The sequence below is a fragment of the Vibrio sp. 10N.261.54.A5 genome (assembly GCF_041471145.1).
Classification (GTDB): Bacteria; Pseudomonadota; Gammaproteobacteria; order Enterobacterales; family Vibrionaceae; genus Vibrio; species Vibrio crassostreae_C.
Window position 1 is genome coordinate 99,948 of the sequence record NZ_JBFRNU010000021.1, and the last position, 14,408, is coordinate 114,355.

At 45.0% G+C, this 14,408-nt stretch carries 16 protein-coding genes; 9 read left to right on the forward strand and 7 right to left on the reverse strand.

Translation table 11 applies throughout. The features are described 5' to 3' along the window. Nucleotides 1–38: 38 nt before the first annotated feature. The 3 genes from AB4329_RS06625 to AB4329_RS06635 form a co-directional block, all read right to left on the reverse strand. On the reverse strand, nucleotides 39–377 hold the full coding sequence (locus AB4329_RS06625; protein ID WP_017060926.1) for a hypothetical protein: 339 nt from the start codon (nucleotides 375–377) through the stop codon (nucleotides 39–41). A gap of 199 nt (nucleotides 378–576) precedes the next feature. Beyond that, complete coding sequence (locus AB4329_RS06630) at nucleotides 577–1,551, reverse strand: Gfo/Idh/MocA family protein (RefSeq protein WP_372125816.1); 975 nt, start codon at nucleotides 1,549–1,551, stop codon at nucleotides 577–579. A gap of 3 nt (nucleotides 1,552–1,554) precedes the next feature. Beyond that, complete coding sequence (locus AB4329_RS06635; RefSeq protein WP_372125813.1) at nucleotides 1,555–1,878, reverse strand: putative quinol monooxygenase; 324 nt, start codon at nucleotides 1,876–1,878, stop codon at nucleotides 1,555–1,557. A 106-nt stretch (nucleotides 1,879–1,984) separates the two neighbouring features. Here AB4329_RS06635 and AB4329_RS06640 point away from each other — a divergent pair, with 106 nt between their 5' ends. After that, nucleotides 1,985–2,842 (forward strand): LysR substrate-binding domain-containing protein, encoded by an 858-nt coding sequence (locus AB4329_RS06640; protein ID WP_017064010.1) that lies wholly within the window; start codon nucleotides 1,985–1,987, stop codon nucleotides 2,840–2,842. A 28-nt stretch (nucleotides 2,843–2,870) separates the two neighbouring features. On the opposite strand, the gene AB4329_RS06645 is transcribed toward AB4329_RS06640, so the two are convergent. The 3 genes from AB4329_RS06645 to AB4329_RS06655 all read right to left on the reverse strand — a co-directional run bounded on the left by AB4329_RS06645 (nucleotide 2,871) and on the right by AB4329_RS06655 (nucleotide 5,739). Next, nucleotides 2,871–4,079: a winged helix-turn-helix domain-containing protein gene (locus AB4329_RS06645; protein ID WP_372125810.1), complete on the reverse strand. Its 1,209-nt coding sequence runs from the start codon at nucleotides 4,077–4,079 to the stop codon at nucleotides 2,871–2,873. Nucleotides 4,080–4,113: 34 nt separating this feature from the next. Further along, nucleotides 4,114–4,761: a DsbA family oxidoreductase gene (locus tag AB4329_RS06650; protein ID WP_372137895.1), complete on the reverse strand. Its 648-nt coding sequence runs from the start codon at nucleotides 4,759–4,761 to the stop codon at nucleotides 4,114–4,116. A 180-nt stretch (nucleotides 4,762–4,941) separates the two neighbouring features. After that, nucleotides 4,942–5,739 carry a Cof-type HAD-IIB family hydrolase gene (locus tag AB4329_RS06655; RefSeq protein WP_017069716.1) on the reverse strand — a complete coding sequence of 266 codons (798 nt, stop codon included), beginning with the start codon at nucleotides 5,737–5,739 and terminating at the stop codon, nucleotides 4,942–4,944. Between the two features lie 262 nt (nucleotides 5,740–6,001). Here AB4329_RS06655 and AB4329_RS06660 point away from each other — a divergent pair, with 262 nt between their 5' ends. The 5 genes from AB4329_RS06660 to arsB all read left to right on the forward strand — a co-directional run bounded on the left by AB4329_RS06660 (nucleotide 6,002) and on the right by arsB (nucleotide 9,962). Next, on the forward strand, nucleotides 6,002–7,165 hold the full coding sequence (locus tag AB4329_RS06660; RefSeq protein ID WP_017064013.1) for a glycosyltransferase family 2 protein: 1,164 nt from the start codon (nucleotides 6,002–6,004) through the stop codon (nucleotides 7,163–7,165). Further along, a complete protein-coding gene (locus AB4329_RS06665) occupies nucleotides 7,162–7,824 on the forward strand; it encodes an START domain-containing protein (RefSeq protein WP_017069715.1) in 663 nt (220 codons plus the stop codon). Before AB4329_RS06660 ends, AB4329_RS06665 begins: the two co-directional genes overlap by 4 nt. Before the next feature lie 31 nt (nucleotides 7,825–7,855). After that, nucleotides 7,856–8,263, forward strand: a complete 408-nt coding sequence (locus tag AB4329_RS06670; RefSeq protein ID WP_029235181.1) for a glycine zipper family protein — start codon at nucleotides 7,856–7,858, stop codon at nucleotides 8,261–8,263. 192 nt (nucleotides 8,264–8,455) lie between these two features. Continuing rightward, nucleotides 8,456–8,797, forward strand: coding sequence for a helix-turn-helix transcriptional regulator (locus AB4329_RS06675; RefSeq protein ID WP_017064015.1), 342 nt, complete (start codon nucleotides 8,456–8,458; stop codon nucleotides 8,795–8,797). Nucleotides 8,798–8,906: 109 nt separating this feature from the next. Then, a complete protein-coding gene (gene arsB, locus AB4329_RS06680; RefSeq protein ID WP_102320692.1) occupies nucleotides 8,907–9,962 on the forward strand; it encodes an ACR3 family arsenite efflux transporter in 1,056 nt (351 codons plus the stop codon). A gap of 89 nt (nucleotides 9,963–10,051) precedes the next feature. Here the strand turns inward: arsB and AB4329_RS06685 are convergent, their stop codons facing one another. Next, nucleotides 10,052–10,942: a LysR family transcriptional regulator gene (locus tag AB4329_RS06685; RefSeq protein ID WP_372083022.1), complete on the reverse strand. Its 891-nt coding sequence runs from the start codon at nucleotides 10,940–10,942 to the stop codon at nucleotides 10,052–10,054. 130 nt (nucleotides 10,943–11,072) lie between these two features. Here AB4329_RS06685 and AB4329_RS06690 point away from each other — a divergent pair, with 130 nt between their 5' ends. From AB4329_RS06690 to glpK, 3 genes are all read left to right on the forward strand, one after another. Beyond that, a complete protein-coding gene (locus tag AB4329_RS06690; RefSeq protein WP_372125807.1) occupies nucleotides 11,073–11,504 on the forward strand; it encodes a PACE efflux transporter in 432 nt (143 codons plus the stop codon). Between the two features lie 448 nt (nucleotides 11,505–11,952). Further along, entirely contained in the window at nucleotides 11,953–12,807 is an 855-nt protein-coding gene (locus AB4329_RS06695; RefSeq protein ID WP_019827050.1) for an MIP/aquaporin family protein, read from the forward strand. A 59-nt stretch (nucleotides 12,808–12,866) separates the two neighbouring features. Then, on the forward strand, nucleotides 12,867–14,387 hold the full coding sequence (glpK, locus tag AB4329_RS06700) for a glycerol kinase GlpK (RefSeq protein WP_017060940.1): 1,521 nt from the start codon (nucleotides 12,867–12,869) through the stop codon (nucleotides 14,385–14,387). Nucleotides 14,388–14,408: the final 21 nt, after the last annotated feature.

Sequence of the window (14,408 nt, forward strand, 5' to 3'; positions counted from 1 at the left end):
TGGATAGGCTGTCTAAACAAGAACGATGACAACGCTCCTTAAAGCCTCTTGTTCCACTTCCCTTGATGGTCGCGATCGCAATTTTCTTGCGTATCGTAGCTAACATGCTTATCGATATTCTTCAGTTGAATTCCAACTTGATTGAACGCTTGTTGAATAGCCCCTGAGACACTCTGTTGACCTTCGCCACTTAAGAAGTTCGTTCTATCCTGATTGGTATCGAATACACAGACAATTTTCAAACTTTGCGGAAAAGAGGAAAAGTTGACCGAGTGAGTCACCCACAAAAAACCATCGAAGCCTTTCAGCGTGTCTTCACAAACGTCAGTTAACACGTCTCTGATTTGATTCTCGATTTTCTTATCTGATTTACGCATGCGGCAAAGGTCCTATTTAACACCTTAAAAAATAAGGTTTTTCGGTCAGTTTCGTACTACCTGATATTGGACACTGTGGCGGTTTCAAATGCAAAGTATTTATTGGGGAGAGTCGACTGGAAGATATAGAGGAAACGCCTCATGTTTGATAGCTTACGAGGCGATCAAACATGAGACGAGTATAGAATTTACTAAAACATTAGCTCGCCGCTTGTTCCCAATCAGTTAATAACTTCATGATTACGCGAGAGTCTTGGTGGGTTGCCATCGGCGCAGCAAGTTGTGTGTCACCTTGCTCAACCGCTTGGCGGATATTGCGCACTTGATAATGGAAACCATCGCCTTGCGCTTCGACTTTCACTTCACGTGTCGACGTCTCATAGATCTCTACCGTAAACGTGTTTTCTGCCGTCGGTAGCCATGGATTAGTATCTAGCGTGATACAGCCTTTGCTACCTAGGATCGTAAAACCATGCTTTAAGCCGTGATCTTCAGCAGTGTGGATTTGCGCGGTAAAACTGCCGTTGAAACGCATCATCGCCGACGACTCACAGATATTGCCATCTTCGCCTCGTCGGCCGATTGCTGAGATCTGCACATCATCAAACACACTCTCACCAAACTGGTGTTGTGCGACAGAGTGAATCAAAGACATTGGGTAACAACCCAGGTTGTACAACGCGCCTTTACTTGCAGGGTTCACGAACTGATCAATCGCCGCAACGTAGGAACCTTGAATTGAACGCACTTCGCCAATCTCACCAGTAGCTAATTCTTGATGAAGCTTGGCGATCATTGGGTGGTTTAAGTACATCAAACCTTCAGCAAAGAATACGCCCGCTTCTTTCACGGCTAGTAAAGCTTGCTCGGTTTTTTCCATATCTACCGACAAAGACTTCTCACACAAGATCGCTTTGCCTTTTTGAGCCGCTTTAATCACATACTCATGATGAACGTGGTTTGGTAGAGCAATGTAGATAATGTCGACCGACTCATCTTCAATCAAGGCTTCATAGTTGTTGAAGGTTCGTGTTGGCTGGTATTGGGCAGCAAACTCATTGAGTGTTTTCTCTGTGCGTCCAGCAACAGCATACAGCTCACTTTGAGCATCGCCTTTAATCGCATCCGCCATTACGCCTGAGATAAAGCTGGTTCCTAGGATTCCCCATTTCATGTCTTAGATCTCCTGCTCTTGTGCTTTGATAGGCCCACGTTGCGTTTCGAATGCTTGAACCAACTCGGTAATATCACGCTCAATAAACGCTTGGGTATGAGGCATCACAAAGTGCTGATTGATCGCCTCGCGGTTTACGTATTGCTCAAGCAAGATCACACGATCGCTTTGGTTTTGGTCATAGGTTGCAATCGCTTGTAGGCAGCCCGGTTCGCTTTGCATGTCTAAACAAAACTGTTCGATAGCTTCGAGCGCAGCTGCTCGTTCTATGTTGGTTTTGATCTTAAGTTCGGCAGTAACAAAGATAGTTTCATTCGTTTGAGGCATTGCACACTCTTATTTTAGTTAATTATCGGTTTGCCATTAATATAATTAACCCCTAATAATTGATAAACTCACCTTTTGTTTATTGTTTATCAACCAAGAGTGTTCAATGGATAAGTTAACCAGCATGAAAGTCTTCGTCTATGTGGTGGAACAAGGTAGCTTTCGCAGCGCCGCAAACCACTTCAACCTGTCGGCGACCATGATAAGCAAACATGTCCATTCCTTAGAAACCAGTCTGAACTCTCAGCTGATCCACCGCACCACGCGTAAGCAATCGTTAACCGACTCAGGGCAGCTTTACTATCGTGAGTGTAAGCGAATTCTCGAAGACATCAGCAATGCAGAGAACCTGATTCAGACCTTGGAAAATCAACCGCAAGGCACGGTAAAAATTAACTGCCCAGTTACCTATGGAAACAAGGTGCTCGCCCCTATCGTGGCTAAGTTTCTCGCGCATCACCCAACCATTAACGTTGAGCTGATGTTGAATAATGACCTTGTTGATCCTTACTCATCCGACATTGATTTGATTGTGCGAATTGGTGACCTATCCGATTCAAGCTTGGTCGCAAGGTATTTAGGGGATTATGAGATGTGTTACTGCGCGGCGCCCGCTTACCTAAACCAACATGCTGAAATCAGAGTATTGGAAGACTTGGCGCAGCACCCATCGCTTGGATTCAGTTACAGCAGCCAAGCTCCTCACGCCACACCGAATAAAGAACGTGTGCGCTTGATGTCGAATAATGGTGATGTGTTGCGGTATGCCGCCCTGCAGGGTGTGGGCGTGTTGTTGCAACCGACTATCTTAGTCGCAGAAGAGATTGATCGTGGAGCGCTGTTGGAAATCCTACCCGGCATGGCGCCGTTACCAAAGCCGATTCACTTGCTCTACAAAACCAAGCAACTGTCGTTGAAGAACAGAACCTTTGTCGAGTTCTTGTTAGCTGCGTTTGCTGAGTAACTAAGCGCTTTCTAAACAACAAAGACCGCTAGACTGTTTGCCATTGGCTCATCAAGCGCTTGCCAAGATCAGAGGGCGTGGTGTTATGGACGATCATCTCATCACATTGGTTGAACACCATGAAGTGTTTTAGTTCATCGCATAAAGCATGAACCAACGACTCATGGTTTTTAATTCGCTCTTCCACAACCAAGTTACGGATATTGAGCAAACCACTCTTCCTGTCGACCTTGCAATCCATTCGTGCCACCAGCTCACCTTGCCACAGAATCGGTAAGCTAAAATAACCAAACTGACGCTTGGCCTCTGGAACATAGCATTCTAGGAGGTAATCAAAGTTGAACAATGATTGCATTCGCTTTCGTTGAATCAGCAGGTTATCAAACGGAGACAGTATCTTAAGCTTGGTTCTGGAAAGAGGTTGATTCAGCAGTTCAAAAGCACCTGGCAGGACATAGTAATCAGAGCCTTGAATATCTACTTTCAGAACCTGCTTATCTTCAAGCATCTGTTGGAGTGCTCTCTGAATCAAAGGCTTTGTGTTCTTGAGTAGGTAGCTCATTTCCGACGCTATTCCAACTCCGTTAGCCTCTAAATAACGTGTTATCAGATGCTCGATGTACTCTTGTTCTGTCGGCTCAGAGGTATCAATTCCGCTCGGTAAAACTCGCTCGGTTAGGTCATACACCTTATGAAAGTTAACTCGGCTTGGCACCATTAAGTCGCCTTGCATGAACAATGTTTCTAATGCTTGCTTGGCCGGTTTACCGCCCCAACCGCCGGGGTTTGGCCTATCCCCTTCAAAATCTTTCGCCATCAACGGCCCTTCATTCTCAATACGTTTGAGAACATGAGCCATCAGTGCGTCATTCTTTTTATACCAATGCTTGAGCTTACCGCTCGCAAAGCCATTCTTGCGGTGTAGGCTGAATCGGAAGTCACGCATGGGTAAATACGCGGCGGCATGCGACCAATACTCAAATACTTCTCGACGCTCTAACAGCTTATCAAGATGGTTCAGTTGGTAATCTTGATTGCGATTCCAAAGCGTGTGGTGGTGAGCTCGCTGAATCACAGAGATGGTATCAATTTGCACATAGCCAAGGTTTTCAATCGCAGACAACGTGTTCGCCAAAGCGCCCCCATTGCGTTGCTTTTTAGGTGGCAACTTCTTAGGCGGCAGCTTTTGCGAAAGCAATACCAGTTTTTGCGCTTGAGCGAGTGACAGTGATTCCATGAAATTCAGACTCTAATTGATAGCAATGATCCGTTTATGATTCAGCAATAAGCTCTTGAAGAATCTGCTTGTAGGTTTCTACCGTCTGCGCGCCCGTTACTGCACTCTTACGGTTGAACACCACAGTAGGAACCGCAGAGATCCCCATGCGTTGCCATTCAAACTCTTGCGCTTCAATTTGCTTCAAGTTGTCGGTGTTCTTTAGGCGCTTCAGTGCCTTCGTTGAGTCTAAGCCAACCGCTTCAAGCTCTTGTGCAATGACTTCAAGATCGGACAGGTCTTTTTGCTCTGTGAGTTGAGCAGCAAAGAAGCGTAGCTTTAACTCAGTCTGTTTGCCGTGCGCTAGTGCAAAATCGAGAAGTACATGTAGATGACGTGAATTGACCATTCTCATACTGTCATAGAAATTGAAATCGAAACCAACCGCTTGGCCGCGAGCCGAAAGCTGTTCTCGTGAACGTTGGCTCTCTTCTGCGCTAGAACCGTATTTTCTCATGATATGGGCACGCAGGTTTTCGCCCTCTTGCGGCATGTCAGGGTTAAGCTCAAACGGCTGCCATTCAAGTTCAATCTGGTCTTCTAAACCAAGTTCCGCAACGGCTAGCTCTAAGTTTTTGTAACCGACTACGCACCACGGGCACATTACGTCAGAAATAATATCAAGTTGAAGTTTCTTGCTCATAATCATTCCAAATATCGTTACTAAGGCGTATCCAATTCAAAGTGAATACCCATCTTTCTGGTTAGACTACAACAAGCTGAACACTCGTTCAAATTTAACTCAATACAACAGCAGCCAACAAAAAAGCCAACTCATTTTCACGAGTTGGCTTTGATAAAAATCGAATCTAGCTTAAGAGCGTTACGCTAGCAACTTCTCAAGTACTTGGAACACACCCGCGTCAACGTTACTTGGCGCTCCAAAACGCGCGATCTCTTTTAACTTTGGATGCGCGTTTTCCATCGCGTAAGAGTGGTAGCTCTCTTTAAGCATTTCCAAGTCATTTAGGTAATCACCAAAGCTCATGGTCTGCTCGTAAGTGAAACCTAATGTGTTCTGTAGATGTTTAATCGCCGCACCTTTTGACGCTTCAGCGTTCATCACATCTAACCAAATTTTTGCGCTTACAACCACTTGGTAGTTCTCACCGAATTTGGCATCAATAGTTGGGTTCACTTTCTCTTGTGAACCGTCGAAGTGACAGATAGCCACCTTGATGAAATCGTCTTCTACCGCCAGTAAGTCTTCTACTTGCTCACGGCGATGGTAGTACTTAGAGATCTCCGCCAGAGCACGCTCATCTTTGGTTTCGATGTATGCCGATTTCTTACCGCATAGCACCACATGCGCGCCTTCAATAGCTCGAGCTTCTTTAATGATCTCTTTAATGGCATCGGTATCAAGCAAGCAGCTGTAAAGTTCTTGGCCTTTGTGCATCACTAATGTGCCGTTTTCAGCAATAAACATCATGCGATCTTTAAGCGGGGAAAATGTTTCTAGCAAGCTGTAATACTGGCGGCCAGACGCGGCAGCAAAAATAATATCTTGCGCTTCTAAGCGCTCATAAAGATTGAAAAACTCAGGGTCGAGCTTTCCATGCTCATCGAGTAAGGTGCCATCCATATCAGTCGCGATAAATTTGATGTTTTGTTGGGGCATGTCGGGCGTACCTATTATTGGATTATGATCATTCGTTATCTTGAGTAACGGTTCTGGGTTCGATTATATCGCTAGAGTCGCTGGTGAATACAATGCTTATTTTACCGCCTGTCAGTCACTGTTTCACATCTTTCCAAGGCAAACGCTAACAGAAGCGCATTCCAGTTTGAAGGGTTAAGTCCTACATACAAGATGTGCGTTAGGTCACACTCCACTATATTCTTTCCTGTCTCTCCATCACTTTATTCCGACCACAGTCATTATGATTTTAGCTATTATTACGACCTTGCTTTGCATCGTTACCGTCAAGTTTCTAATCACACTTGCGAACTTAGAGCGCCATCGTATTCACATTGAACCTAAAATATCGTTCAAAAGAACTGAGTGGCCGACTGTTTCCGTCATTATTCCTGCGCGAAATGAAGAAGACAATATTGAAATCAGCCTTGGCTCTCTATTGAAGCAGAGCTACCCAAAAGACAAGTTTGAAGTCATTGTTGTTGATGACTTTTCTACTGACTCAACCCGTGCAAAAGTAGAAGCATTGATCAGTAAGTTCGACGTTAACGCGCGCTGTATTTCAGGTAGAACGTTACCGACCGGATGGCTTGGTAAGAGCAATGCATGTATGGCTGGCGCACTCAACGCGAGCGGTGAATATGTGTATTTCATTGATGCAGATACCGATTCAGCACCCGCGATGCTACAGAGCGTTATCGACTTTGCTATCCAACAAAAAACTGATCTCTTATCGTTTAATCCAAAACAAACTTTTGCGTCTGTGGCAGAAAAAGCGACCTTGCCGGGCATCTTTCTATCGATCGCATCTTATATGAACTTTAAAAACTCGAACGACATGACTAAGGAAGAAGCGATTGCTAACGGTCAGGCGATGTTGTTTACCCGAAAATCCTACGACGCAGTCGGTGGACACGCCGCAGTAGCAAACGCGATATCGGAAGACATCGCCTTTGCAAAAGTCATGAAGGTCAATGGATTTAAGATTTTCTGGGCATTTGCAGACAAACTAATGAGTACGCACATGTATTCAGACTTCAACTCAATCTGGGCTGGCTTTTCCAAAAACATGAATCTTATTGTGAATTGTCAATCGCAAGCACAAGCTTTAAAAGTCTTCATCAAAGCCAACATCATCGCATGGGCGGGACCGCTTTTGATGCTGGTATCGGCGAACGCCTTCATCAGTGACATGTCTGCCATTCATGCTTATTCGCTCATTGTCAGCTCTGTGATGCTCTTGGTGTCGATCGTCACCTACTTCATTTTGGTTAAGGAACTGTTTGTTCCCGCAAAATTTGCGTTAACCGTACCCTTCGGTATTTGTGTTCAAAGCCTACTCGTGCTGAACAGTTACCGCTTATCTAAAACCAATAAAATCAGCTGGAAAGGGCGCTCATTAACATGATGAATAAGATTATTACTTTGCTTCTTCTTGCTTGTTCAGTTTCGGTGTTTGCATCAGACACCGATGGCTGGTCACTGGCACGCGATAAAAAAGGCATCGAGGTTTATAACCGTAAAATTGAAGGCAGTCACTTTAAAGAATTTCGAGCAGAAGGCGACATCAACGCGTCCCTCACTTCTATTATCGCACTCTTTATCGATACCTCTGTTGGCACGCAATGGGTAGAAAACATCGATGACATGGAAGAAATAGAGCATTTTAGTGCGGCGCACACGATCACCAAAACCTATACCAAGGCACCTTGGCCAGTTGCCGATCGTGAAGCTATCGTAGAGAACGTCATCACTCAAGATCCAGAGACGATGGTTGTCACCATTGGTCAGCATGGTAGGCCTGATTACCTGCCAAACAATAATAAAAAAATCATCAGAGTGGCTGAATTAGAGGCGAGTTGGATCCTGACACCAATCGACGAAAACACCACCCATATCTCTTATCGGGTATTGAGTGATCCAGGTGGCGATATTCCGTATTGGCTCATTAACATGGTGGCCGTTTCTCAGCCTTACAACACGCTTCGCGGGTTATCTAAGATGTTGGATTCTGGTGAGTACACCGATCGTCGCCTTGATTTCATCGAGAACTACACGTCACTTTAACAATGCAATGAATACTCTAGAGGTCTATATTGTGAAATTTCCATTCTCTCCAATCGCAGCGATATTGCTTGTAGCATCAAGTTCAGTATTTGCTAATCAAATTATTGTCGATACTAAAGGTGTTGATGAAACACAGTATCACGCCGATCTGTATGAATGTGAGCAATACGCTCAACAAGTGAAGCCTGAAGAGGTCGATTCTCTTGGCAGCGATATTGTCGGTTCAACCGCTAAGGGTGCAGCGCTGGGTGCGGTTGGTGGAGCCGTCTCTGGCGGGAGTGGTCATGATGGTGCAAAAATTGGTGCTGGCATCGGTATTATCAGCGGCGCTTTAAAGCACGGTGCTCAAAAAAGACAATCCGCCGAGCTATCTGAGCAGCAGAAGTTTCAAGTGAATCGTAACTGTATGATCAACCGAGGCTATACCGTTCTTAACTAGCGGATAACCGAGCAAAATGGCGTTTAATCGATGTTCACGCCATTTTGCGTAGCTGAGTCAAAGCAGAGTTCAACCATAGTCCCTGAATCGCCACCTTAAAGTTCGTTCAAATAGACAGTGAGCATTGACCCCTATTTAAAATAGGCTTATCATTAATCGTCTTTTAACGATTAATGAAAGTGAGACGTCAATATGAACTCAACTTGCTCGACATCTGGTGGCTGTTCTCTGCCCATCGAACACGGTGATGCTAAAGCAGAAAAGCAAATGGCCGCACTGGCGAAAGCACTCGCTCACCCAGCAAGAATACGTATATTGAGTATCCTTTCCACGTTAGAAAAATCGGGCGGCTGCTTGAACAGTGATCTGGTGAGTGAATTGGGTTTAGCTCAATCAACGGTATCAGAGCACTTAAGAATATTGAAAGCCTCCGGTTTTATTACGGCTGAGTCGATTCCGCCGAAGATGTGTTACCGCATCGACCGCGACAATATTCAACGCTTCGAATCGATATTTAACAGCATTTTAAAATAGAAGTTCACGCTTGAATGATCGGCTTTGATAGCCTTTACTTTTAAGCGTGTTTTTTTGCCACAACCAATCGTCTTTCGACGATTTACGATATCAACTAAGAGAGATTATCATGAAACCAAAGTTAGGTTTTCTAGATCGCTACTTAACACTGTGGATTTTTATTGCCATGGGCCTTGGTGTACTACTCGGCACCCTATTCCCACAGATCGAACAGTGGAACGATTCAATGTCTGTTGGCACCACTAACATTCCGCTTGCGGTTGGCCTTATCTTAATGATGTACCCACCTCTGGCTAAGGTTAACTACAACCTGCTAGGCACTGTGGTAAAAGATAAGAAAGCCATTAAGCTCTCTTTGATCATGAACTGGATCGTTGGTCCAATTCTGATGTTTGTATTGGCACTAACTTTCTTGGGAGACCACCCAGGTTACATGGTTGGGGTGATTCTGATTGGTCTTGCTCGTTGTGTGGCGATGGTTCTGGTTTGGAACGACATCGGCGGCGGTAACAAAGAGTACGGCGCGGCATTGGTTGCTCTAAACAGTGCATTCCAAGTGGTGAGCTACAGCTTTATGGCGTGGTTGTTCATCAGCGTTCTTCCACCAGTATTTGGTTACGAAGGCATGTTGGTTGATATCTCGATGATCGACATTGCACACAGTGTACTTATCTACCTAGGTATACCATTCCTAGCGGGCTTCCTAAGCCGTAAGATCCTTGTGTCGATGAAAGGCGAGCAGTGGTACAACGACGTATTTATTCCACGCATCTCTCCAATCACACTGATTGCACTACTGGCGACTATCGTTCTGATGTTCAGCCTGAAAGGTGAAATGATTGTTGAACTGCCAATGGACGTTCTATTAATTGCGGTTCCACTGACTATCTACTTCACTGCGATGTTCTTCATCAGTTTCTTCATCGGTAAAAAGATGGGCATCGAGTACGACAAGAACGCATCAATTGCATTTACAGCAACAGGTAACAACTTCGAGCTAGCGATTGCCGTGGCTATCTCAGTATTCGGTATCAACTCAGACCAAGCGTTTGCAGGCGTTATCGGTCCACTGATTGAAGTCCCTGTGCTGATTTACCTTGTGAACGTGGCGCTTAAGATGAAAGACAAGTACTACAACGGTCAGACGGTTAAACCTAGCGTATAGCATCTACGTCTACACCTAGAACTAGAACTAACAAAAAGCAGCATCACTTTGAACAGAAAGGCTCACACGTTAAACGGTGAGCCTTTTCTTTATTCAGTTTCGTCTAATAGGCCTTTCAATGCTTGTTCAAGCCAAAGTAATGCAGGACCTTTTGAGCGTGTTTTAGACAGAACAAGATCAACCGGAGGCGACCAAGTTTTATGGTCAAATGACACATTCACCTCTACCAAGCGCTGTTTAATAAGCTCTTCTTCAACAAGGTGTTTCGGTAAGTATGCCCAACCGATATCGCTACCAAGAATCATCTCTTTAATGACGATAAAGCTGTTTGACCACCATACCTTTCCGGCAATCAGCGGAAACTGATCCATCACCTTACCTTTGTCTCCCCTCAACATTAACTGACGATGCGGGAGTAAGTCAGAGAGTTTCGCCACACCTGTTTTTGCGAGCGCATGACTTGGATGACACACAGCAATAAACGGTAAGTGACCGATAAAGCAAGGCTCAGAACCGACATCAAAAGCCAAGTTAGTAAACATTAATCCAATGTCGGCCCTCTCTTCGATAATTAACGGATTGACCTCTGTCGTGGTACACGCAACCAGTTCCACTTCAGTCGCAGGGAATTGTTGACTGAACTGACTAAAGATCTTAGATAGATTCGGGACCAATAGTGAATCATCTAATGCAATTTTGATGAGCCCCTCTTCACCACTGCCCATCGCACTAACCGTCACATTCAGATCTTCAACCTGAAGCACGATCGCTTTCACCTGTTTAAATAACTGCTCGCCCGCTTTGGTTAGTGAAGGCTTTCGAGTCGAACGATCAAAAAGCTCAACATTAAAATCTATTTCAAGATTACTGATGCCTTGGCTCACCGCCGACTGCACCTTCCCCAAATGACGAGCACTGGCAGAAAATGACCCTAATTCAACGGCATACACAAACATTTTCAGTTGTTCAATGTTGTACATTCGGTTTCTCCCAAATCTTACTATCACAAGATGTGATGCTAACTATCTTTATATTATCACTTAAGTAGATATTATCTAGCCAAGTCATTTGCCCATCGGCGGCTATTTAATCGTAAAGAGAGTTAGAAAAATGTCACATAAAGAACGCATGTTGCACATGGTGCTATTTGAAGTGTTCGCACTGATCATGATGGCGGGGCTAGCAACCTACATTACTGGCAATGGAGCTGGGGAAATGGCGGGGTTAGCACTTGCAATATCATTGATAGCGATGGCTTGGAACTACGTTTACAACTATGGCTACGACAAAATTTACGGAGCAGACCGAAGCAAAAGAACCACGAAAACACGTATCCTGCACGGATTAGGTTTTGAGCTTGGCTTAATGACAGTGACTCTACCTGTCTTGATGTGGGTTCTACAACTCGACTTCCTAACCGTACTGATCATGGACATCGGCCTAGTTATTTTCTTCGTACTTTACGCGATTGCGTTCAACTGGGCGTATGACTCGGTTCGATATCAATTGGTTGCGAAAGGAAAAGTGGCAGCTCTGGTTTAGAGCGGTAAGTTCGTCTCGTATAACAAGAACATACACCCAAATGAAAACTGCCAAACTACAACATAGTTGGCAGTTTATTCATTTATGCATATAAGCTCATTTGTTAACTCCCTTGTTACATAGCAAAAACATCACACAGCCCTCCCTAATTAAGTCTAATAATCCGCCACTCACGAAGTAGCATCACAAATCCAAACATAAACTCCTCGTACCAGTTGCGCATTCATTTACATATAGGTAGTTTGAGCGGCTTCGCAACTTATCAATTCGAGCAATGACGTTCATGCGAGCATCTTTTTCGAGCAAAAGTGTTCGGATTAACATTTCAAGTGACTTTAATTAACAATTTTATGCTCAAACGCTCACTTTTGATGTTCGTTTATTTTCGAGTTCGCAAATATATGCACAATGCACGTGCTAGATAAGCAAAACTAAAAAGGACTCGAACATGACAACAAACAAACACCCTTCTTTATTTGGGCAATGCTTGGCTGAATTTATCGGTACAGGATTACTCATATTCTTTGGCGTTGGCTGTGTGGCCGCTCTGGTATTAACTGGTGCGACATTCGGACAATGGGAAATCAGCATCATCTGGGGCTTCGGTGTTGCGATTGCAATTTACTGTACTGCCGGCGTTTCAGGCGCACACATCAACCCAGCCGTAACGATTGCACTGGCCATGTTCCATGGCTTTGATAAAGCAAAAGTGGTGCCTTACATCATTTCGCAACTGCTTGGCGCTTTCTGCTCTGCAGCATTGGTTTACAGCCTGTACAGCAACCTATTTACTGACTACGAAATCGCACATAACTTCGTTCGTAGCAGCCAAGACGCACTATCAACTGCTGGTATCTTCTCGACTTACCCACATGCTTCACTTTCTTTCTTCGGCGCTTTTGCTGTGGAATTCGTGATTACTGCAGTGTTGATGTTTGCCATTTTAGCGTTAGGTGATGAGAACAATGGCGCATCTCGCGGCGCAATGAACCCTCTACTGATCGGTATTCTTATCGCGGTTATCGGTGGTTCTTTAGGTCCACTGACTGGCTTTGCAATGAACCCTGCTCGTGACTTCGGACCAAAACTTTTTGCTTACTTTGCAGGTTGGGATTTCGCACTAAGCGGTGCTCGTGATATTCCTTACTTCATCGTTCCAATTCTTGCTCCAATTGCTGGTGCGTGTTTTGGTGGTTGGTTGTACCCACGTGTTATCGGTGCTTACCTACCAGTTGAAGGCCAAGGCTGCACAATTCCAAACCAATGTGAAACAGAACAAGAAGCTGAACAAGCTCAAGCTTAATCACTAAGCGCCCCTACATTTACTAAAATATAAATAACAAAAGAAAAAGGATTCTTACCATGACCGAGCAAAAATACATTGTTGCCCTAGACCAAGGCACCACAAGCTCTCGCGCTGTAATCCTCGACCACGATGCAAACATCGTTAGTTCTTCTCAACGTGAATTTACTCAAATCTACCCGAAAGCGGGTTGGGTTGAGCATGATCCAATGGAAATCTGGGCAACGCAAAGCTCTACATTGGTTGAAGCGCTGGCTAAAGCAGGCATCCGCAGCGATGAGCTAGCGGGCATTGGTATCACTAACCAACGTGAAACCACCATTGTTTGGAACAAAGAGACAGGTAAGCCGGTTTATAACGCCATCGTATGGCAGTGTCGCCGTACAGCAGACATCTGTGAAGACCTTAAAGCGCGTGGCCTAGAAGACTACGTACGTGACAATACTGGCTTAGTCCTTGACCCGTATTTCTCAGGTACCAAAGTAAAATGGATTCTAGACAACGTTGAAGGCGCTCGCGAAGACGCTGAAGCTGGCAAACTACTGTTCGGTACGGTTGATACTTGGTTGGTTTGGAAGATGACTCAAGGACGTGTTCACGTTACGGATTACACTAACGCGTCACGTACTATGTTGTTCAACATCAACGACCTATGCTGGGATCAAAAGCTACTTGATGAAATGGGGATCCCGTCATCAATGATGCCAGAAGTGAAGCGTTCTTCTGAAGTTTACGGTCAAACGAACCTTGGTGGTAAAGGCGGTACTCGTATTCCAATCGCGGGTATTGCGGGTGACCAACAAGCTGCACTTTACGGTCAAATGTGTGTAGAAGCAGGCCAAGCTAAGAACACTTATGGTACTGGTTGTTTCCTTCTAATGAACACAGGCCAAGAGAAAGTCACATCGAAAAACGGCCTTCTAACCACACTGGCATGTGGCCCTAAAGGCGAACCTGCATACGCACTGGAAGGTGCAGTATTCATGGGCGGCGCATCAATCCAATGGCTACGTGATGAAATGAAACTACTGGCTGGCGCAGAAGACTCTGAGTACTTCGCAACCAAAGTAGATTCTTCAAACGGCGTTTACGTAGTCCCTGCATTTACTGGTTTAGGCGCACCATACTGGGATGCTTACGCTCGCGGTACGATTGTTGGCCTGACTCGTGGTGTTAACTCTAACCACATCATCCGTGCAACCTTGGAAGGTATTGCTTACCAAACGCGTGACGTACTAGACGCGATGCAAGCGGACTCTGGCATCAAGCTAGCAAACCTACGTGTTGATGGCGGCGCAGTAGCGAACAACTTCCTAATGCAATTCCAATCAGACGTGCTTGATACTGAGGTTCACCGTCCTGAAGTAACTGAAGTAACGGCTCTGGGTGCAGCATACCTTGCTGGTCTAGCAGTTGGTTTCTGGGACAGCATCGATGAGCTTCAAGACAAAGCAGTACTAGACCGTACGTTCTTGCCACACCACGATGAAGAAAAGCGTAACCGCCGTTACAAAGGTTGGAAGCGTGCTATCAAGTGTGCACAAGTTTGGTCTGAACTGCACGATGACGACGAAGAGTAAAATCGAGCGTTCGAATAATCA